19 protein-coding genes are annotated in these 19,990 nt (G+C 72.4%); 9 read left to right on the top strand and 10 right to left on the bottom strand.

The genetic code is table 11. From position 1 onward, the window contains the following. Positions 1-83: 83 nt before the first annotated feature. Genes AB0F71_RS09340 through AB0F71_RS09350 form a run of 3 tightly spaced genes read right to left on the bottom strand, consistent with a single transcriptional unit; the run spans position 84 to position 2,455 of the window. Entirely contained in the window at positions 84-872 is a 789-nt protein-coding gene (locus AB0F71_RS09340; protein ID WP_360230234.1) for a 3-oxoacyl-ACP reductase, read from the bottom strand. Beyond that, positions 869-1,051: an aldehyde dehydrogenase family protein gene (locus AB0F71_RS09345; RefSeq protein WP_360230236.1), complete on the bottom strand. Its 183-nt coding sequence runs from the start codon at positions 1,049-1,051 to the stop codon at positions 869-871. Before AB0F71_RS09345 ends, AB0F71_RS09340 begins: the two co-directional genes overlap by 4 nt. Positions 1,052-1,054: 3 nt before the next feature. Further along, the gene (locus AB0F71_RS09350) at positions 1,055-2,455 is read right to left on the bottom strand and encodes a glutamine synthetase family protein (protein WP_360230238.1); all 1,401 of its coding nucleotides are present in this window, start codon (positions 2,453-2,455) and stop codon (positions 1,055-1,057) included. A 158-nt stretch (positions 2,456-2,613) separates the two neighbouring features. On the opposite strand from AB0F71_RS09350, the gene AB0F71_RS09355 reads away from it, so the two are divergent. The 4 genes from AB0F71_RS09355 (at position 2,614) to AB0F71_RS09370 (ending at position 6,097) form a co-directional block, all read left to right on the top strand. Continuing rightward, the gene (locus tag AB0F71_RS09355; RefSeq protein WP_360230240.1) at positions 2,614-3,342 is read left to right on the top strand and encodes a gamma-glutamyl-gamma-aminobutyrate hydrolase family protein; all 729 of its coding nucleotides are present in this window, start codon (positions 2,614-2,616) and stop codon (positions 3,340-3,342) included. Between the two features lie 257 nt (positions 3,343-3,599). After that, positions 3,600-4,709: a cation diffusion facilitator family transporter gene (locus AB0F71_RS09360; RefSeq protein WP_360230242.1), complete on the top strand. Its 1,110-nt coding sequence runs from the start codon at positions 3,600-3,602 to the stop codon at positions 4,707-4,709. A 57-nt stretch (positions 4,710-4,766) separates the two neighbouring features. Next, positions 4,767-5,669: a 5'-3' exonuclease gene (locus tag AB0F71_RS09365; RefSeq protein WP_360230383.1), complete on the top strand. Its 903-nt coding sequence runs from the start codon at positions 4,767-4,769 to the stop codon at positions 5,667-5,669. Positions 5,670-5,722: 53 nt separating this feature from the next. Further along, positions 5,723-6,097, top strand: coding sequence for a peptidoglycan-binding domain-containing protein (locus tag AB0F71_RS09370; protein ID WP_360230244.1), 375 nt, complete (start codon positions 5,723-5,725; stop codon positions 6,095-6,097). 102 nt (positions 6,098-6,199) lie between these two features. On the opposite strand, the gene AB0F71_RS09375 is transcribed toward AB0F71_RS09370, so the two are convergent. Beyond that, positions 6,200-9,055, bottom strand: a complete 2,856-nt coding sequence (locus tag AB0F71_RS09375; RefSeq protein ID WP_360230385.1) for a DEAD/DEAH box helicase — start codon at positions 9,053-9,055, stop codon at positions 6,200-6,202. 256 nt (positions 9,056-9,311) lie between these two features. On the opposite strand from AB0F71_RS09375, the gene AB0F71_RS09380 reads away from it, so the two are divergent. Next, positions 9,312-9,686 carry a hypothetical protein gene (locus tag AB0F71_RS09380; protein WP_360230245.1) on the top strand — a complete coding sequence of 125 codons (375 nt, stop codon included), beginning with the start codon at positions 9,312-9,314 and terminating at the stop codon, positions 9,684-9,686. Positions 9,687-9,721: 35 nt separating this feature from the next. Next, on the top strand, positions 9,722-10,117 hold the full coding sequence (locus tag AB0F71_RS09385) for a metalloregulator ArsR/SmtB family transcription factor (protein WP_360230387.1): 396 nt from the start codon (positions 9,722-9,724) through the stop codon (positions 10,115-10,117). Positions 10,118-10,129: 12 nt separating this feature from the next. Here the strand turns inward: AB0F71_RS09385 and AB0F71_RS09390 are convergent, their stop codons facing one another. Continuing rightward, the gene (locus AB0F71_RS09390; protein WP_360230247.1) at positions 10,130-11,302 is read right to left on the bottom strand and encodes an aminotransferase class V-fold PLP-dependent enzyme; all 1,173 of its coding nucleotides are present in this window, start codon (positions 11,300-11,302) and stop codon (positions 10,130-10,132) included. 201 nt (positions 11,303-11,503) lie between these two features. On the opposite strand from AB0F71_RS09390, the gene AB0F71_RS09395 reads away from it, so the two are divergent. Both AB0F71_RS09395 and soxR read left to right on the top strand, forming a co-directional pair. Further along, a complete protein-coding gene (locus AB0F71_RS09395; RefSeq protein WP_360230249.1) occupies positions 11,504-11,881 on the top strand; it encodes a YrdB family protein in 378 nt (125 codons plus the stop codon). Positions 11,882-12,022: 141 nt separating this feature from the next. Then, entirely contained in the window at positions 12,023-12,484 is a 462-nt protein-coding gene (gene soxR, locus AB0F71_RS09400; protein ID WP_360230251.1) for a redox-sensitive transcriptional activator SoxR, read from the top strand. Between the two features lie 93 nt (positions 12,485-12,577). Here soxR and AB0F71_RS09405 read toward each other — a convergent pair whose 3' ends face one another. From AB0F71_RS09405 to AB0F71_RS09425, 5 genes are read right to left on the bottom strand one after another with little or no spacing between them, the layout of a single operon-like run. Continuing rightward, the gene (locus AB0F71_RS09405; protein WP_360230253.1) at positions 12,578-13,603 is read right to left on the bottom strand and encodes an oligopeptide/dipeptide ABC transporter ATP-binding protein; all 1,026 of its coding nucleotides are present in this window, start codon (positions 13,601-13,603) and stop codon (positions 12,578-12,580) included. After that, positions 13,603-14,610 carry an ABC transporter ATP-binding protein gene (locus AB0F71_RS09410; protein WP_360230255.1) on the bottom strand — a complete coding sequence of 336 codons (1,008 nt, stop codon included), beginning with the start codon at positions 14,608-14,610 and terminating at the stop codon, positions 13,603-13,605. The genes AB0F71_RS09405 and AB0F71_RS09410 overlap by 1 nt, the downstream gene beginning before the upstream one ends. Beyond that, positions 14,610-15,596 carry an ABC transporter permease gene (locus AB0F71_RS09415; RefSeq protein WP_360230257.1) on the bottom strand — a complete coding sequence of 329 codons (987 nt, stop codon included), beginning with the start codon at positions 15,594-15,596 and terminating at the stop codon, positions 14,610-14,612. The genes AB0F71_RS09410 and AB0F71_RS09415 overlap by 1 nt, the downstream gene beginning before the upstream one ends. Positions 15,597-15,627: 31 nt before the next feature. Then, on the bottom strand, positions 15,628-16,590 hold the full coding sequence (locus AB0F71_RS09420; protein ID WP_360230259.1) for an ABC transporter permease: 963 nt from the start codon (positions 16,588-16,590) through the stop codon (positions 15,628-15,630). A gap of 8 nt (positions 16,591-16,598) precedes the next feature. Continuing rightward, the gene (locus AB0F71_RS09425; protein WP_360230261.1) at positions 16,599-18,347 is read right to left on the bottom strand and encodes an ABC transporter substrate-binding protein; all 1,749 of its coding nucleotides are present in this window, start codon (positions 18,345-18,347) and stop codon (positions 16,599-16,601) included. Between the two features lie 174 nt (positions 18,348-18,521). Here AB0F71_RS09425 and AB0F71_RS09430 point away from each other — a divergent pair, with 174 nt between their 5' ends. Next, positions 18,522-19,982, top strand: a complete 1,461-nt coding sequence (locus AB0F71_RS09430) for an aminopeptidase P family protein (RefSeq protein WP_360230263.1) — start codon at positions 18,522-18,524, stop codon at positions 19,980-19,982. Positions 19,983-19,990 lie beyond the last annotated feature (8 nt).

Here is a 19,990-nt window from a genome sequence, read left to right on the forward strand (position 1 = left end):
AAACGCGAAATCAGCGCAACCGGGAATTCCGGAGGTTTTCGATGAGATTACGGTGAGAAGCCCCTGCGGGCCGGGGCGCGGGCCTACAGCGGGGTGACGTACGCGCCGGAGATGCCGCCGTCCACCAGGAACTCGCTCGCGGTGATGAACGAGGAGTCGTCGCTGGCCAGGAAGGCCACCGCGGCCGCGATCTCCTCGGCCCGGGCGAACCGGCCGAGCGGGATGTGCACCAGTCGCCGGGCCGCCCGCTCCGGGTCCGCGGCGAACAGCTCGCGCAGCAGCGGGGTGTCCACCGGCCCGGGCGACAGCGCGTTCACCCGGATGCCCTCCCGGGCGAACTGCACGCCCAGCTCGCGGGACATCGCCAGCACCCCGCCCTTGGAGGCGGTGTACGAGATCTGCGAGGTGGCCGCGCCCATCCGGGCCACGAAGCTGGCGGTGTTGATGATCGAGCCGCGACCGTGCCGGCGCATGTACGGCAGCGCGGCCTTGCAGCACAGGTAGACCGAGGTCAGGTTGACCTCCTGGACCTTGCGCCAGGCGTCCAGCCCGGTGGTCAGGATCGAGTCGTCCTCCGGCGGGGAGATGCCCGCGTTGTTGAACGCGACGTCCACGCTGCCGTAGGTCTCGTACGCCTCGTCGAACAGCGCCTCGACCATGTACGGGTCGGTGACGTCGGTGTGCACGAACAGCCCGCCCACCGCCTTGGCGGCGGCCCGTCCGGTCTCCTCGTCCAGGTCCGCGCAGACCACCTTGGCGCCCTCCGAGGCGAGCCGGCGGGCCGCGGCCAGGCCGATCCCGCTGCCCGCGCCGGTGACCACGGCGGTGCGGCCGACCAGGCGGCGGCAGACGATGTCGTCCTGCTCGGTCATGGACCGTCACTCCTCGGTGTGGATGAAGACGTTCTCGGTCTCGGTGAAGTGGCGCAGCGCGTCCGGGCCTTCACCGCGCGCTGGACCGCCGCGTCCAGCTGCTCGGCGGTGGTGTCCGCAACGGTGGCGAGCAGCTCGCCGGTGGCGGGGTTGCGGACGTCACTCGTCGAATCGGTCACGGCTCACATCCGTTCGAAGGAGCGGTAGCGCTCCCAGTCGGTGACGGTCCCGTCGTAGGCGGCCTGCTCGACCCGGGCCATGTTCAGGTAGTGCTCGACCACGTCGCCGCCGAAGGCCGTCCGGGCCAGTTCGCTGCCCGCCCACAAGTCGGCGGCCTCGCGCAGCGATCCGGGCACCCGGGCGTACTCCTCCACCCCGTAGGCGTTGCCCAGGCAGGGCGCGGGCAGGTCGAGCTTGCGCTGCAGACCGTCCAGTCCGGCCGCGATCATCCCGGCCACCGCGAGGTACGGGTTGACGTCGCCGCCGGGCACCCGGTTCTCCATCCGCAGGGCCGGGCCGTGGCCGACCACCCGGTAGGCGCAGGTGCGGTTGTCCCGGCCCCAGGCGACGGCGGTCGGGGCGAAGGAGCCCGGGCGGTAGCGCTTGTAGGAGTTGATGTTCGGCGCGTACAGCAGGCTGAACTCGCGCAGCGCGGCCAGCTGTCCGGCCAGGAAGTGCCGCATGGTGTCGGTCATCCGGCCGTCCCGGTCGGCGAAGGCGGGGGCGCCGACGGCGTCGCGCAGCGACAGGTGGATGTGGCAGCTGTTGCCCTCGCGCTCGTCGTACTTGGCCATGAAGGTGAGCGCGCAGCCCTGTTGGGCGGCGATCTCCTTGGCGCCGGTCTTGTAGACGCTGTGCTGGTCGCAGGTGGTGAGGGCGTCGGAGTAGCGGAACGCGATCTCGTGCTGGCCGAGGTTGCACTCGCCCTTGGCGGACTCGACGGTCAGCCCGGCGCCCGCCATCTCGTTGCGGATCCGGGCGAGCAGCGGCTCGACCCGGGCGGTGCCCAGCATCGAGTAGTCCACGTTGTAGAGGTTCGCCGGGGTGAGGCCGCGGTAACCGCCCAGCCAGGCCTGCTCGTAGGTGTCGCGGAAGACCAGGAACTCCAGCTCGGTGCCGATGTCGGCGGTCAGCCCGTACTCGGCGAGCCGGGCGAGCTGGCGGCGCAGCAGTTGGCGCGGGGCGGCGTCCACCGGGTGGCCGCCGTGCCGGGCCAGGTCGGCGGTGACCTGGGCGGTGCCGGGCTGCCAGGGCGTCAGCCGCAGGGTGCCGAGGTCGGGGCGCATCGCGAAGTCGCCGTAGCCGGTGGCCCAGGAGGAGAAGGCGTAGCCGTCCACCGTGTTCAGGTCGACGTCCACGGCGAGCAGGTAGTCGCAGGCCTCGGCGCCGTGCTCCGCGACCTCGTCGAGGAAGAAGCGGGCGGCGAACCGTTTTCCCTGCAGCCGGCCCTGCATGTCGGTGAAGGCGAGCGCGACGGTGTGCACCTCGCCCGCGTCCACCAGGACGCGCAGCTCGTCCAGGGTCAGTGGCGGCCGGGGCCGCGAACCCCCGGGGGCGTTCTCGGGCATGGCGTTCTCGGGCATGCCGAAACCCTCCTCCTCCACGATCACTCTTCGAGATCAAGCGGTCACAGCGAACCGTACGGCCTGCGGCTCACGGGGCGGAAGAGGGCGGACGGGTGTGGCGCGCCGACGTGCGTGATTGACGAAGTACCGGACGGTACGGGGGGAGAATGCGCGCCATGGATCGCAGGCCTTTCATCGGTGTCAGCACCTACCTGGTGGACGCGAGTTGGAGCGACTGGCGCGGCCGTCGCGTCGCCCTGGTGCCGGAGCGGTACACCGCCTACGTGCAGGACTCCGGCGGGATCGCCGTCCTGCTCCCGCCCGACGCCCCCGAGCGCGCCCCCGAGGCGCTGGCCCGGCTCGACGCCCTCGTCATCGCCGGCGGACCGGACATCGACCCGGCGTACTACGGGGAACCCGCCCACCCGTTGACGGACGTCGACTCGCCGGAACGCGACGTCTGGGAGGTCGCCCTGCTGCGCGGCGCCCTGGCGGCGGGCATGCCGGTGCTGGGGATCTGCCGGGGCATGCAGGTGCTGAACGTGGTCTGCGGCGGGACGCTGGTGCAGCACCTGCCGGACGTCCTCGACGTGGACGTCCACGCGGGCACGCCGGGGTGCTACGGCGCCCACCTGGTACGGCCGGTGCCGGGCACGCTGGTCGGCGGGCTGCTGCCGGAGACCGAGCTGGAGGTGCCGACCTTCCACCACCAGGCCGTCGACCGCCTCGGCACCGGCCTGCGGGTCAGCGCCCTCGCCCCGGACGGCACGGTGGAGGCCGTCGAGGGCCCCGGCTTCACCGTCGGCGTCCAGTGGCACCCCGAACAGGGCACCGACCTCCGCCTCATGCAGGCCCTCGTCCGCGCCGCCACGGCCGCCTCGCTGGACGCGATCACCCTCGCCTGAAAGGGCGATGAACGCCCTTGCGCCAAGCGGTAGTAGGGCGCGGGCCGGCCCCGTCTCGTAGGCGTCCCCGACCAGGGCCGGTGCCACCGGCGACCCGGGCTCGGGGCGGGCGGCGCAGCGGCGATCGGATGCCGTCCGAGCGGCAACGACAACGGTCACCAGTACAACCTTTGGATCTTTGTCGATTCTGCGGTTCACTTCGAGTGCGGGGCGATCGCGCCCCGTCACCTCCACCCGTGCGTCCAGAGAGGACTTCGATGGCCGGGCACGAGCATTCCCACGATGATCATGCACATGACCACCAGAACCCGCAGGACCACGGCAACGGAAACACGGGTCACGGCAGCCACGCGCACGGCCACGGGGGTCACGGCGGCCACTCGCACGGCGGCCACGGGGGCCACTCGCACGGCGTCGCCGCCGACGCCGATCGCCGCTGGCTGGTCAGCGCCCTGACCCTGATCCTCGTCTTCATGGCCGGCGAGGTCGTGGTCGGCTTCGCCGCCCAGTCCCTGGCCCTGATCTCCGACGCGGCGCACATGCTCACCGACGCCGCCTCGATCGTGCTCGCCCTGGTCGCCATGCGGCTCTCCGCCCGCCCGGCCCGCGGCGGCTACACCTACGGGCTCAAGCGCGCCGAGATCCTCTCCGCCCAGGCCAACGGCGTCACCCTGCTGATCCTCTCCGCCTGGCTCGGCTACGAGGCGATCACCCGGCTGATCAGCCCGCCCGAGGTCACCGGTTCGCTGGTGCTGGTCACCGCGCTGATCGGGATCGTGGTCAACCTGGCCGCCACCTGGTGCATGTCCAAGGCCAACCGCAGTTCGCTGAACGTCGAGGGCGCCTTCCAGCACGTGCTCACCGACCTGTACGCCTTCATCGCCACCGCCGTGGCCGGTGCGGTCGTGCTGACCACCGGCTTCGCCCGGGCCGACGCGATCGCCTCGCTGATCGTGGTGGCGCTGATGCTCAAGGCGGGCATCGGGCTGGTCCGGGACTCCGGGCGGATCTTCCTGGAGGCCGCCCCGGCCGGGATCGACCCGGACGCGGTGGCCGACCGGCTGGTCACCGAGCCGCTGGTCGAGGAGATCCACGACCTGCACATCTGGGAGATCACCTCCAACCAGCCGGCCCTGTCGGCGCACATCCTGGTGACCCCCGGCGGCGACTGCCACGCCGTGCGGCGCGAACTGCAGCGCCGACTGGCGAAGGAGTACGGCATCACCCACAGCACCCTCCAGGTCGACCACGTCGGCGAGGACGAGGCGGGCGCGCTGCTGCAGATCGCCGGCCCGGGCAACTCGGCCGCCGAGCACTGCGCCGACGCCCACGGCCCGGTGCACCGCGCCGGCCCGCACGAGCACTGAGACCACCGTCCGTCGGCGCGGTGCGGCATGATCTGACTCGTGACCGCACCGCGACTGATGCTGCTCGACTCCGCCAGCCTGTACTTCCGGGCCTACTACGGCGTACCGGACTCCCTGCGCTCACCGCAGGGGGAACCGGTCAACGCCGTCCGCGGCCTGCTGGACTTCATCGCCCGGCTGGTCCACGACCACCGGCCGGACGAACTCGTCGCCTGCATGGACGCCGACTGGCGCCCCCAGTGGCGGGTGGACCTCGTCCCCTCGTACAAGACCCACCGGGTCGCCGAGGCCGCCGTGGACGGCGAGGAGGAGGTCCCGGACACCCTCGCCCCGCAGGTGCCGGTGATCGAGCAGGTGCTGGACGCCCTCGGCATCGCCCGGGTCGGCTCCCCCGGCTACGAGGCGGACGACGTGATCGGCACCCTCACCGCCCGCGCCGCGGGCCCGGTGCAGATCGTCACCGGGGACCGCGACCTCTTCCAACTCGTCGACGACGAGCGGCAGATCACCGTGCTGTACCCGGTCAAGGGCATGGGCAACCTCCAGGTCACCGACGACGCGGTGCTGCTGGAGAAGTACGGCGTGCGCGGCGACCGGTACGCCGACATGGCCGCCCTGCGCGGCGACCCGTCCGACGGCCTGCCCGGCGTCAAGGGCATCGGTGAGAAGACCGCCGCCCAGCTGATCAACGAGTACGGCGACCTGGCCGCGATCCGCGCCGCCGCCCTGGACGTCGGCTCCCGCCTCACCCCGGCCCGCCGCCGCAACATCGTCGAGGGCGCCGCCTACCTGGACGTCGCCCCCACCGTCGTCCGCGTCGCCACCGACGCCCCCCTCCCGGACTTCGACCCCACCCTCCCCCGCGAGCCCGCCGACCCGATGACCCTGGAACACCTCTCCGCCCGCTGGGGCCTCGGCACCTCCCTCACCCGCCTCCTGGAGTCCCTCGCCACCCGCTGAGGTACGGTTCGGGGAAACTGATGATCAGTTGTGTTCCGAATTCGGGGGTCCCTTTGAACACCAGCTCCATCAAGCGGCGCGGCGCGTTCCTGCTCGCGGCCGCCGCCCTGGCCACCGTCGGCGTCGCCGGCACCGCCCAGGCGGTGCCCAACTCCGGCTCGCTGTGGGTCGGTTACGGCAAGAGCAACACCTACGCCAGCGTGAAGTGCGTGCAGCAGATCTCCAACAGCCTGCACTACCAGACCGGTTACCACACCATCACGGTGGACGGCTCGTTCGGCCAGGACACCTACGGGGCGGTCGTCGCGATCCAGAAGTGGGCGGGTCTGGACCCGGACGGCGTCGTCGGCCCGCGGACCGGCGACGTCATGGTCGAGACGACCAAGGACTACTACGGCTGCTACTCCGCCCTGCCCACCCTCAAGTAGCACCGGGCAAGTAGGGCCGGCGCACGTAGCGCCGGGACGCGGCACGACAGGGGCCCGCGCGTTCGGTGTCGAACGTGCGGGCCCCTTCGCGTCGCCGGGGGCTCAGCCCACCGAGGAGTAGGCGATGATGCCGCGGCGCAGGCCGTCGACGGCCTTGCGGGCGGTCCTGCGGAGTTCGGCGTCCTCGCCGGCCGCGTCCTGGATCTGGCCGAGGACGTCGATCAGCTGCTTGGTCCAGCGGACGAAGTCGCCGGCCGGCATGTCGGCGTCGCGCAGGACCTGGTCCAGGCTGTGGCCGAGCGCCCAGCGGTAGGCGGCCCAGGCGAAGCCGAGGTCGGGTTCGCGCTGGCCGACGCCTTCGGCGGTGTTGATCCGGTGCTGCTCCTCCAGGGCGTCCAGGTGGCCCCAGATCCGGACCATCTGGCCGAGGGCCTCCTTGGCCGCGCCCTCCGGCACCCGGGGGGCGCCGGCGTCGTCGGCCTGGCGCGCCTCGAAGACCAGCGCCGAGGCGCAGGCGGCGAGTTCGGCGGCGGCGAGGCCGCTCCAGACGCCCTCGCGGATGCACTCGGAGGCGAGCAGGTCGAGCTCGCCGTAGAGCCGGCCGAGCCGCTTGCCGTCGTCGGTGACGGTGTCGCCGCTGAGGTAGCCGAGGTCGGTGAGCAGGCCGCAGACCCGGTCGAAGGTGCGGGCGATGGTGTGGGTGCGGGAGCGCATCCGGCGTTCCAGCAGTTCGGTGTCGCGGTGCAGCCGGTGGTAGCGCTCGGCCCAGCGGGCGTGGTCCTCGCGGTCGGTGCAGCCGTGGCAGGGGTGCTGGCGCAGTTCGGTGCGCAGCCGGGTGATCTCCGGGTCGTCGGCGGCGGCCGCGCGGCCGCGCCGGAACCGCTCGGGCTCCAGGTGGCCGGCCTTGGTGCGCAGCGCGGAGGCGAGGTCGCGCCGGGACTGCGGGCTGCGCGGGTTGAAGGACTTGGGGATGCGGACGCGTTCGAGGGCGACCACCGGGTGCGGGAAGTCGATCATCGCGAGCCGCTTGACCTGCCGCTCGGCGGTGAGCACCACCGGGCGCGGGCCGTCCTGGTAGTCGGGGTGGCGCGGGCCGCCCCGGCCGGAGCGGCTGACCGGCGGCAGGCCCGGGTCGAGGACCAGGGCGAGGCCGGCGAACTTGCCGGTGGGGACGTGGATGACGTCACCCGGCTTGAGCTGCTCGATCGATTCGATGGCGGCGGCGCGGCGCTGGCTGCTGCCCTCGCGGGCCAGCTCGTTCTCGCGGTCCTTGAGCCGGCGGCGCAGCTCCATGTACTCGTCGAAGTCGCCGAGGTGGCAGGTCATCGACTCGCGGTAGCCGTCCAGCCCCTCCTCGTTGCGCTGCACCTGGCGGGCGATGCCGACGACCGAGCGGTCCGCCTGGAACTGGGCGAAGGAGGTCTCCAGCAGTTCGCGGGAGCGGTGCCGGCCGAACTGGGAGACCAGGTTGACGGCCATGTTGTAGGAGGGCCGGAACGAGGACTTGAGCGGGTAGGTGCGGGTGCCGGCCAGGCCGGCCAGCGCCTCCGGGTCGAGGCCGCGCTGCCAGAGCACCACGGCGTGGCCCTCGACGTCGATGCCGCGCCGCCCGGCCCGGCCGGTGAGCTGGGTGTACTCACCGGGGGTGATGTCGGCGTGGGTCTCGCCGTTCCACTTGACCAGCTTCTCCATGACCACCGAGCGGGCGGGCATGTTGATGCCGAGCGCCAGGGTCTCGGTCGCGAAGACGGCCTTGACCAGGCCCTTCACGAAGAGCTCCTCGACCACTTCCTTGAACCGCGGCAGCATCCCGGCGTGGTGGGCGGCGATGCCGCGCTCCAGCCCGTCCAGCCACTCGAAGTAGCCGAGGACGTGCAGGTCCTCGTCGGGGATGTCGGCGCAGCGCTCCTCGACGATCGACCGGACCAGGGCGCGGTCGGAGTCCTTGTTGAGCCGCAGGCCGGAGCTGAGGCACTGCTGCACGGCGGCCTCGCAGCCGGCCCGGCTGAAGATGAACGTGATCGCGGGCAGCAGGCCCTCGGCGTCGAGCCGGTCGATGACGTCGACCCGGCCCGGCGTCCAGACCTTGCCGGGACGGCCGTTGGGCATGGAGCGGCCCCGGCCGCGGCCGAAGCGGTCGCGCGGGTTGCGGTCGAGCTCGGAGCGGGCGAGCCGGACCAGCTCGGGGTTGACGGCCTTGCCGGGGTTCTTGAGGCTGTGCTTGGGGCGGCCGTCCCGGTCGGGGTCGGCGAACAGGTCGTACATCCGGTTGCCGGCCATCACGTGCTGCCACAGCGGGACGGGGCGGGTCTCGGAGACGATCACCTTGGTGCCGCCGCGGACGGTGTCCAGCCAGTCGCCGAACTCCTCGGCGTTGGAGACGGTCGCGGAGAGCGAGACGAGGGTGACCGACTCGGGGAGGTGGATGATGACCTCCTCCCAGACGGCGCCGCGGAAGCGGTCGGCGAGGTAGTGCACCTCGTCCATCACGACGTAGCCGAGGCCGTCGAGGGTGCTGGAGCCCGCGTAGAGCATGTTGCGGAGCACCTCGGTGGTCATCACCACCACGGGGGCGTCGCCGTTGACGGTGTTGTCACCGGTGAGCAGGCCGACCTTGGCGGCGCCGTAGCGCTTGACCAGGTCCCCGTACTTCTGGTTGGAGAGCGCCTTGATCGGCGTGGTGTAGAAGCACTTGCGGCCGGCCTGGAGGGCCAGGTGCACGGCGAACTCGCCGACGATGGTCTTCCCGGAGCCGGTGGGGGCGGCCACCAGGACGCCGGAGCCGGCCTCCAGCGTCTCGCAGGCCTCCACCTGGAAGTCGTCCAGCGGGAAGTCGTACAGCTGCTGGAAGCCGTACAGGGCGGTGGCCTGCTCCTTGGCCCGTCGACGGCTGGCCGCGTACGCCTCGGCGGGGCTGAGCTCCTGGACTTCCTGGGGCTCTGGATCGGGGGTGTTCATCGCCGTCCGGGTGTGGTTGGTGTGATCTCGCATCTCAGCGAGAGGTTACCCGGGAGGAGTGACATCGATAGCACCGTTTTCCGAGCCAGGAGATCACTCCTCTCTCAGATCCATAGTTGCAAATGTCTTCAAGTGATCAGGGTCGGGCCAGATCCGAGCGACTCCGGTCATTCCCGGTGGAGTCCGGGATCCGCTCCCTACCTTCGTGAGCCAGGGCCGTGAGCCACGGCCACCGACTCACGGGAGGACCGCCACGATGGCGAACCTGGAGACGTCCCTCAAGGAAGCCATGTCGATCGACGGCGCGATCGGCGTCGCCCTGGTCGACTACGGCAGCGGCATGGCCCTCGGCACCCTCGGGGACGGCGGCGAACTGGACCTCAACGTCGCCGCGGCCGGCAACACCGACGTGGTCCGCGCCAAGATGCGGGCGATGGAGGCGCTCAACCTGCTCGACAACGAGATCGAGGACATCCTGATCACGCTGACGCACCAGTACCACATGGTCCGGCCGATCACGACGCCCACCGGGCGCGGGCTGTTCCTCTTCCTGGTGCTCCACCGCAACCGTTCCAACCTCGCGATGGCCCGCCACCGGCTCAAGCAGATCGAGCTCTCGCTGGAGATCTGAGCCCGCCGAGACCAGGAGAGGGGGGCCTCGTGACGATGGGGGCACCTCCCGGCCGAAGGCTGGGGGAGCTGTACCAGGCCAAGGCCGAGTTCTTCCGGATGCTCGGCCATCCCGTCCGGATCCGGGTGCTGGAGCTGCTGCAGGCCGGCCCGACACCCGTCCGCGGCCTGCTCGCCGAACTGCAGGTGGAGCCCTCCAGCCTGTCCCAGCAGCTCGCGGTGCTGCGCCGGTCCGGCATCGTCACCGCCACCCGGGACGGCAGCACCGTGGTCTACGCGCTGGCCGGCGGCGACGTCGCCGACCTGCTGCGAGCAGCCCGGCGGATCCTCACCGGGCTGCTCGTCGACCGCGACCCGCTGCTCGCGGAACTGCGGGCGGCGGGCGACCAGGGGCCGGCCGGCCCCGCGCCCACTCCTCGAACAACCGCTTGAGCAGCCCCGCGCCTACTCCTTGAACAGTTCCACCAGCGCGTCCGCGAGCCGCTCGTAGTCCGCCGCCCGGTTGTACAGCTGGGCGCTCACCCGCAGCACGGCGCCCTCGGGCCCGGGTCGGACGGCGACCCGGATCCGGTGCCGCCGCCACAGCTCGGCCAGCAGCGCCAGGTACTGCGGCTCGGTGTCGCCGTACCCCGCCGGCAGCCGTACGGTGCGCATCCACACCCCGGGCGTCGCGGGCAGCGCCCGCAGGCCCACCCGCTCGACCAGCACCCGCTGGCCGTACGCGGCGAGCGCGGCGTTGTGGGCGGCGACCGCCTCGACGCCCAGCTCGCGCAGCAGCTCGAAGCCGGCCGGGGCGGCCAGCCACGGGGTGTAGTCGCAGGTGCCGCGCCACTCGACGTTGGCCGGGAAGCCCCGGTGGTGCTCCCAGGACAGCGCGAGCGGGCGCACCCGGGCGGTCCACTCGGGGCGGACGGACAGCACCCCGCTGGCGCGCGGGGCGAAGGCCCACTTGTGCAGGTTGCCGAACCAGAAGTCGGCGTTCGGGTCGACCGGCTCGGGCAGCATCCCGGGGGCGTGGGCGCCGTCCACCACCGTGGTCACCCCGCGTCCGCGCAGCTCGGCGACCAGGGCCGGGGAGGCCACCGTACGGGCGGTGAGCGAGGTGATCCGGTCCAGGACGGCGACGGTGGTGCGGTCGTCCACGGCGGCGAGCACCGCGGCCCGGACGGCGGCCTCGTCCGGGGCGTCCAGCGGCACCCGGGCGACCACCAGCTCGGCGCCGGTCTCGGCGGCCCTGCGGGCGGCGGCCTGGGTGACGGCGCCGTAGCCGTGGTCGGTGACCAGGATCCGGTCCCCGGGGGCGAACGGGATGCTGTCCAGGGCGATCGCGGCCGCCTCGGTGACATTGGCGACCAGGGCCAGCCGCTCCGGGTCGGTGGCCAGTTCGGCGGCGATCCGCACCCGGGCACCGGCGATCCGGGCCGGCAGGTCGGCGAAGAAGCCGTCCGGGTCCAGCTCGTGCTCGGTGCGCAGCTCCTGCTGCACCCGCTGCACCGGGACCGGCACGGCGCCGAAGGAGCCGTGGTTGAGGTGCGCGGCCTGCGGCGAGACGCTGAACAGGCCCTCGGCGGCGGGCAGCGGGGCCGGGGGCTCGGCGGTGCTCAGGTCGTCGACCACGACGGGTACTCCCTCTGGTGATGTGTGACATTGCATGCGCCAGGCTACGGCCCGACCCCTGTTCCGTACACGTCTTCGGGACGATCCGTTGAGTTCCCGCCATTGAGTTCCCGCCGGACGACCTGGGAAACTCCGCCTGACCACCGCCCGGCCGGGCCGCCCGGCGAACGGGCAGAGCGGAATGAACGGGGAGGGCACGGGATGAGGATCGAAAGACCGGGACCGGTCGGGCAGCGGCAGTGGACCCCGCTGACCATGGCCAACGCGGGACTCGCCTTCGGGCTGGAGCTCGCCCTGCTGGCCTCGCTCTGCTACTGGGGGTTCCGGACCGGCTCCGGCCTGGCCACCCGGCTGTTGCTGGGCCTCGGCGCACCGGCCCTGGCAGCCGTCTTCTGGGGGCTGTTCCTGGCCGCGGGCGGGCCGAGGTTCCGCCAGCCGCTGGGCGTGGAGATCGTGCTCAAGCTGCTGGCCCTGCTCACCGGGGCACTCGCGCTGCACGCCGCCGGGCGGACCACGCCGGCGGTGGTCTACGCGGTGCTGGTGGTCATCAGCGTGACCGTGGAGTACACCGTGCACTGACCCCGGACGCGGCACCCGGCGACGGCCGCGCCGGGCAACTCGGCCGCCCAGCAACGGTCGTGGCGGTCCTGGAAGCCGGGTGCCCGGTCACGTCCGATAGGCTGGGACTTCAAGAGAACTTGAAGTCGAGGAGCGGTGGCCATGACCGGAACGGCACCCGTCGACCTGCTCAGCGTGGGCGAGGTGGCCCGGCGGGCCGGGATCGCCACCTCCGCCGTGCGCTTCTACGAGGAGCAGGGGCTGATCTCCTCCGAGCGCTCGGCCGGCAACCAGCGCCGCTACCGGCGGCACGTACTGCGGCGGATCTCGCTGATCCTGGTCGCCAAGCGGCTCGGCATCCCGCTCGCCGAGGTCGCCGAGGTGTTCACCGGGCTGCCCGAGGACCGGATGCCGGGCAAGCACGACTGGGAGCGGATCTCCCGCCGCTGGGCCGAGCAACTGCGCGCCCGCCGCACCGAGTTGGAGCGGCTGGAGGACGAGCTGACCGGCTGCATCGGCTGCGGCTGCGTGTCGCTGCGCCGCTGCCGGGTGCTCAACCCCGGTGACGAACTCGCCACCGAGGGGCCCGGGCCCCGGCTGCTACTGCCCTCCGAGGAGCAGTAGCAGCCGGAAGAGAAACATCAGGGCGGGTTGGTACCCGGTCGGACGCGGCCCTCGTGAGGTTCCCCGCCACGCCCGACCGGGGGCTCTTCTGCGTTACGGCTGCTCCGGGAAGTGGCAGGCCGCCTGGCGCCCGCCGGTCCCGACCACCTCCAGCAGCGGCCGCTCCGTCCGGCAGCGCGCCTGCGCCTTGGGGCAGCGCGGGTGGAAGCCGCACCCGGTGGGCGGGTCCGCCGGGCTCGGCGGGTCGCCGAGCAGCACGATCCGCTCCCGCGCCCGCTCCGCCACCGGGTCCGGCAGCGGGACGGCGGACAGCAGCGCCCGGGTGTACGGGTGCGCCGGGCTGCCGTACACCTCGGCCTTGTCGCCGATCTCCACGATCCGGCCCAGGTACATCACCGCGACCCGGTCGCAGACCCGCTTGACCACCGAGAGGTCGTGCGCGATGAACACGTACGCCAGGCCCAGCTCCCGCTGCAACTGCTCCATCAGGTTGACCACTTGGGCCTGGACGGAGACGTCCAGCGCGGAGACCGGCTCGTCCGCGATCACCAGCTTCGGCGAGGTGGCGAGCGAGCGGGCGATGCCGATCCGCTGCGCCTGGCCGCCGGAGAACTCGTGCGGGTAACGGTCGAGGTGCTCGGGGATCAGCCCGACCAGCTCCATCAGTTCGGCCGCCCGGCCGCGCGCCTCCACGGCACTCGCGCCCTGGACCAGCAGCGGCTCGGAGATGATCCGGGCCACCGTCTGCCGGGGGTTGAGCGAGGAGTACGGGTCCTGGAAGACCATCTGCAGGTGCCGCCGGTGCGGCCGCAGCCTGGCCTGGGACAGCCCGCCGATCTCGGTGCCGTCGAAGGTGACGGTGCCCGAGGTGGGGTCGAGCAGCCGGACGATCATCCGGCCGGTGGTGGACTTGCCGCAGCCGGACTCGCCGACCAGGCCCAGGGTCTCGCCCGCGGCGAGGTCGAAGCTCACCCCGTCCACGGCCCGGACCGGCGCACCGGCCCGGCCGGTGCGGCTGCGCCGTCCGGCGAAGGTCTTCACCAAGTCCCGTACGGACAGCAGCGGTTCGGACAGTGGCGGCTGGGACAGTCGCGGCTCGGACAGTCGTGGTTCAGCCATCAGAGGGCCCCTTCCGGCACCAGTGGCAGATGGCAGGCGGCCCGATGGCCGGCCCCGGGCGGGCCGAACGGGTCGAGCGGCGGGCGCTCGCCCAGGCAGCGGGCGTGCTCCTCGGCGGTCGCCGCGGTGGTGCGGGCGCAGCGCGGGGCGAAGGAGCAGCCGGGGGCGGGGGTGAGCAGCGAGGGCGGGCTGCCGGGGATGGCCCGCAGCGGGGCGTCGTCGGAGTCGTCCAGGCGCGGCAGCGAGTCCAGCAGGCCGCGGGTGTACGGGTGCACGGGTGCGGCGAACAGCCGTTCCGCCGGGGCCTGTTCGGCCGCCCGGCCGCCGTACATGACCAGCACCTCGTGGGCGACCCGGGCGACCACCCCCAGGTCATGGGTGATCATCACGACGCCGAGCCCGCGGTCCTGCTGGATCCGGGCGATCAGGTCGAGGATCTGCGCCTGGACGGTGACGTCCAGCGCGGTGGTGGGCTCGTCGGCGATCAGCAGGTCCGGTTCGCAGGCCAGCGCCATGGCGATCATGACCCGCTGGCGCATCCCGCCGGAGAACTGGTGCGGGTACTCGTCGACCCGGCGGGCCGGTTCCGGGATGCCGACCTCGGCGAGCATCTCCACGGCCCGGGCCCGGCCGGCCTTGCGGCCCGCCCGGAAGTGCACCCGGTAGTGCTCGGCGATCTGTTCGCCGACCGTGTAGAAGGGGTGCAGGCTGGACAGCGGGTCCTGGAAGACCATGGCGATCCGCCGGCCCCGGACGGTGCCCAGCTCCCGTTCGCCCAGGCCGGTCAGCTCCCGTCCGTCGAGCCGGATCGAGCCGGAGACGGCGGCGCCGCGGTGCAGGCCCATCAGGGCCAGCGAGGTGACGGACTTGCCGCTGCCGGACTCGCCGACCAGGCCGAGGGTGCGCCCGGCCTCGACGGCGAAGGAGATGCCGTCCACGGCTCGGACGGTGCCGCGCGGGGTGTCGAAGGCGACCTTGAGGTCCTCGACCTCCAACAGGCTGGCCATCAGTACCTCACTCTCGGGTCGACGTACGCGTAGAGCAGGTCGACCAGCAGGTTCGCCACGACGATGAAGAAGGCCGCGAGCAGGGTGACGCCGAGGATCACGGGCTGGTCGGAGCGGGCCAGACCGTCGTAGAACAGCCGGCCGACGCCGGGCAGGCCGAAGATCGACTCGGTGATGACGGCCCCGGCCAGCAGCCCGCCGAGGTCCATCCCGAAGATGGTCAGGATCGGTGTCGTCGCGGAGCGCAGCCCGTGCTTGACGGTCACCGTGCGCGGCGGCAGCCCCTTCGCCCGGGCGGTGCGGATGTACGGCTCGGCCATCGCCTCGATCATCGAGGTGCGGCTCTGCCGGGCGTACATGGCCGCGTACAGCAGGGCGAGGGCGGTCCAGGGCAGCAGCAGGTTGGTGGCCCAGTCGAGCGGGCCGTCGGTGAACGCGTGGTACGAGGGGTAGGGCAGCAGCCCGGCCGTGCGGACCACGCCCCAGATCAGCATGATCGAGGTGAAGTAGACCGGCAGGGAGGCCGCCCCGACGGAGAGCACCATCAGGGCCCGGTCGGTGAGGCCGCCCTTGCGCAGCGCCGAGGTGACGCCCGCGCCGAGGCCGAGGAGCAGCCAGAGCACGGCGGCACCGAGGGCCAGCGAGACCGAGACCGGCAGGCGGTCGGCGAGCAGGTCCCGGACCGGCAGCCCGTACTCGTAGGAGTAGCCGAGGCAGGGGAAGCCGCAGTGCACCGCGCTCGGGCCGGTGCCGTAGTCGCGGCCCGCGAAGATGCCGGTCAGGTAGGTGCCGAACTGCTCCCAGACCGGCTTGTCCAGGCCCATCGCCGCCTTGACGTCGGCGAGCCGCTCCGGGCTGCAGGTCTTGCCGCAGGCGGCCGCGGCCGGGTCGTTGGGCAGCAGGTAGAAGATGGTGAAGGTGATGGCGCAGATGGCGAGCAGGATGCCGGCCACGCCGAGCAGGCGGCGGCCGAGGTAGAGGATCACGACCGGCCTCCGCGGGGGTCGGGGTAGCGGATCACGAGCGGGCTCCCCGGGGGTCGAGGATGTCGCGCAGCGCGTCCCCGAGCAGGGTGAAGGCGAGCACGGCGAGGAACAGGAAGGCGGTCGGGATGAGGAAGTAGGTGGGGTCGGTCTCGTACTGGGAGATGCTCTCGGCGATCATCTGCCCCCAGGAGGGGGTGGGCGGGCGGACGCCCACCCCGAGGTAGCTGAGCGCGGCCTCGGTGGCGATCATGCCGGGGATCAGCAGCGTGGTGTACGCGATGACCGGGCCGGAGACGTTCGGCAGGATCTCCCGGGTGAGGATCCGCCAGGAGCGGGCGCCGCCGACCCGGGCGGCCTCGACGTACTCGCGGTGCTTGAGCGAGAGGGTCTGGCCGCGCACCACCCGGGCGATGCCGGGCCAGGTGAACAGGCCGATCACGAGGGTGATCAGCAGGATCCGGTTGACGTCCTTGGCCACCGACATCATCGCGATCATGAAGATCAGCGAGGGGAAGGACATCGTGAGGTCCATCAGCCGGGACAGCACGGCGTCCGTCCGGCCGCCGAAGTAGCCCGCCGTGACGCCGGCCAGGGTGCCGGCGACCACGACCACCGCGGTCGCGGTGAACGCGATCAGCAGCGACACCTGGCCGCCGTGCAGCACCCGGGCGAACAGGTCGCGCCCGGTGATCGGCTCCACGCCCAGCCAGTGCCGGGTGCTGATGCCGCCGAAGTCGCCCCTGGGCATGCCGCCCAGGTAGGCGTCCACGGCGCGCTTGTCGAACTCCTCGGGGGACCAGCCGCCGAGCGCGCTCAGCGGGCCGGCCAGGGCGGCCGCCAGGACCAGCACGCCGACCGTGATCAGCCCGAACCGGGCCGAGCCGCGGGCCCACAGCTGGTCCAGGACCAGCCGCCACGGCCCGCGCCCGGCCGCCTTCGCGGGGGCCGCCGGCGCGCCTTCCGCTGCCGAAGGGGGTTCAGTGGTGGTGCTCATCGGGCCGCTCACTTGCCCTTCGCCGGGTCCTTGAGGCCCACCACGGCCAGGTCGATCATCCCGGCGTAGCCCGAACTGCCGAACGCCCCGGCCACGTTGGTGCCGACCATGAGCGGACGGCGCTGCCACATCAGCGGGACGGCCGGGGCCTTGCGCATCAGGTCCTCGTCCAGCTGCTGCCAGGCCTTGTTGGCCTCGTTGACGTCCGGCATGGCCGCGATCGCGTCCATCCGGTCCATCGTGGCCTGGTCCCGGAACTGGCTGAGGTTGCCCTGGTTGCCCTTCTCCTTGATGGTGCGTCCGTCGAACTGGAACGGGAGGAAGGTCGCGGCGGACGGGTAGTCCGGGCACCAGCCACTGATGGCCAGTTCGGGAGCGTTCTTGGTGTCGCCGAGGGTGTCGGTGAAGGCGGACGGGTCCACGGTGTTGACGGTCACCTGGACGCCGGCCTTGGCCAGCGACTGCTGGACCGCCTCGGCGCGGGTCTTGTCGCCGAGCGAGACGGTGAGCCCGACCTTGAGGTCGGTCTTGCCGGCGTCCTTGAGCAGGGCCTTGGCCTTCTCCTGGTCCCCGGTGGCCGGGATCTTCAGCGGGTCGGCCTTGAGCCCGCCGGTCAGCGACGGCGGGAGGAAGGAGGTCGCCACGTCGGCCATCGCCGGGCCGCCGAACGCGGTCACCTGGGCCTCGCGGTCGACGGCCCACATCATCGCCTCGCGCGCCTTCGGGTCGTCGAAGGGCGCCTTGGCGGTGTTCAGGTACAGCATGTCCGTACAGCCGGTCCGCTCGGCGGCCATCCGGGACTTGACGTCCGCCTTGGGCAGCACCTTGGCGACCGACTCGTGCTGCATCCAGGGCATGTTGATGGCGTTGCCGTCGGCGCCCTCACTGGCGATGATCCGGTCGTCCGCCTGGCCGCCCTTGATGCCCTCCGTGACCACGATCCGGTCCGGGTAGGCCTTGCGGACGGTGTCGGTGCCCTGGTCCCAGTTGGTGTTGCGGACCAGCACCAGCTGCTTGCCCCGGTCGTAGCTCTCGATCTTGTACGGGCCGGAGGAGAACGGCCGGGAGTCGTACTGGGTGCCCTTCTCCTGGGACTGCGGCACCGGGGCGAAGGTCGGCAGGGTGACGGTGTCCGAGAACTCGGCGACCGGGCGCTTGAGGTGGAAGACGATGGTCTTCTCGTCGGGGGTCTCGATGCTCGCCAGGTGCTGGCCGGTGAGCGGGCCCTTGTAGTTCTCGCCGCCGGCCAGGTACTGGATCGCGTAGTCCGGTCCGCCGGTGAGGTCCGGGGAGAAGGAGCGCTCGACGTTGTACTTGATGTCGGCGGACCTGATCGGGCTGCCGTCCTCGTACTTGAGGCCGTCCTTGAGGGTGAAGGTCCAGGTCTTGCCGCCGTCCGAGGACTTGCCCAGGTCGGTGGCGAGGTCCGGGACGATCTCGCTGCCGGCGGCCCCCGGCTCGGCCTTGAAGGTGGTCAGGGTGCGGTAGAGCAGCCGGGTGCCGAAGTCCATGTGCGGGACGGTCCAGTTGCGGGCCGGGTCGAGGTGGGCGAAGTCCTGGTTGGTCAGGACGGTGAGGGTGCCGCCCTTGGCCGGGGTGCCGCCGATGACCGAACCGCTCTCCGCGCCCGGGCCCTTGGTGCTGCCGGGGGCCGCGTCGCCGCCGCTGTCGCTCTTGTCGTTCTTGCAGGCCCCGAGGCCGAGGGTGAGGGTCGCCGCGAGGGCGGCGGCGAGGAGGGCATGGCTGCGCCTGGTCATGTGGCAACTCCGCTGTGGGGGGCCTGCATCGGTCAGCGGGGCCGGCTCTGGCCGCGCCGCTGTGTGACCCGTAACATAGTAATGTGAAATTGCACTGCACAAGAGGTGACGCCCGCCGTTACCCAGCTGTGTCCCACCAGCCCCAGCTCCCCACCCCCGCCTAGGAGTTCACCGGTGACCCGACCCCAGCCCCAGCTCGCCACCGGCAGCCACGACCTCCCGGTCTCCCCCGCCCTCGACGCCTTCATGGGCACCGCCTGGGCCGCCACCCCGCTCCCCGCCGACCAACGCGTCCCCGGCTACCCCGAGTTCGCCCGCCGCCGCGCCCGGCTCTCCGCCGCCTTCCCCGGCGAACGGCTGGTCGTCCCCGCCGGACGCCTCAAGGTCCGCTGCAACGACCTCGACCACCGCTTCCGCCCGCACAGCGCCTACGCCTGGCTCACCGGCCTCACCAGCGAGGACCAGGCCGACCACGTCCTCGTCCTCGAACCGGCCGGCCCCGAGGGCCACGAACCCGTCCTCCACGTACGGCCCCGATCCCCGCGCAGCGGCGGCGAGTTCTACCGCGACCGGCGCTACGGCGAGTTCTGGGTCGGCCGCCGCCCCGACCTCGACGAGACCGCCCGGCTCACCGGGCTGCGCACCGAACACCTCGACGACCTCGGCAAGCTGCTCGGCGGACCGCAGCCCCCCACCCGGGTACTGGCCGGCACCGACGCCCTCGTCGACCAGGCCACCGGGCGGCCCCGCGACGACCGGGGCGCCCGGGGCGACGACGAACTCGCCGCCGTGCTCTCCGAGTTGCGCCTGGTCAAGGACACCTGGGAGGTCCAGCAGCTGCAACTCGCCGTCGACCACACCGTCAGCGGCTTCGAGGACGTCGTCCGCGCCCTCCCCGCCGCCCTGCGCCACCACCGCGGCGAGCGCTGGATCGAGGGCGTCTTCGACCTGCGCGCCCGCGCCGAGGGCAACGGCCCCAGCTACACCACCATCGCCGCCTCCGGCGCCCACGCCTGCGTCCTGCACTGGATCCGCAACGACGGCGCCCTCGACCCGGACGCCCTCCTGCTGCTCGACGCCGGCGTCGAGACCGACACCCTCTACGCCGCCGACATCACCCGCACCCTCCCGCTCAGCGGCACCTTCACCCCGGTCCAGCGCCAGGCCTACGAACTCGTCCTCGCCGCCCAGAGCGCCGGCATCGCCACCCTGCGCCCCGGCGCCCGCTTCCGCGACTTCCACCGCGCCGCCATGCGGGTCATCGCCGAAGGCCTCGCCGACTGGGGCGTCCTGCGCATCCCCGCCGACCAGGCCCTCGCCGAGGACAACGGCCTGTACCGCCGCTACACCCTCTGCGGCAGCGGCCACATGCTCGGCCTCGACTACCACGACTGCGCCAAGGCCCGCGCCGACCGCTACCTCGACGGCACCCTGGAGGCGGGCATGGTCCTCACCGTCGAACCCGGGCTCTACCTCCAGCCCGACGACGAGACCCTCCCCCTCGAACTCCGCGGCCTCGGCATCCGCATCGAGGACGACCTCGTCATCACCGAGGACGGCGCCCACCTGATGTCCAGCGCCCTCCCCCGCACCGTCCCGGCCATCGAATCCTGGATGGCCACCCTGCTCAGCTGAGGCCCCGG

Source organism: Kitasatospora sp. NPDC028055 (assembly GCF_040637885.1).
Lineage (GTDB): Bacteria > Actinomycetota > Actinomycetes > Streptomycetales > Streptomycetaceae > Kitasatospora.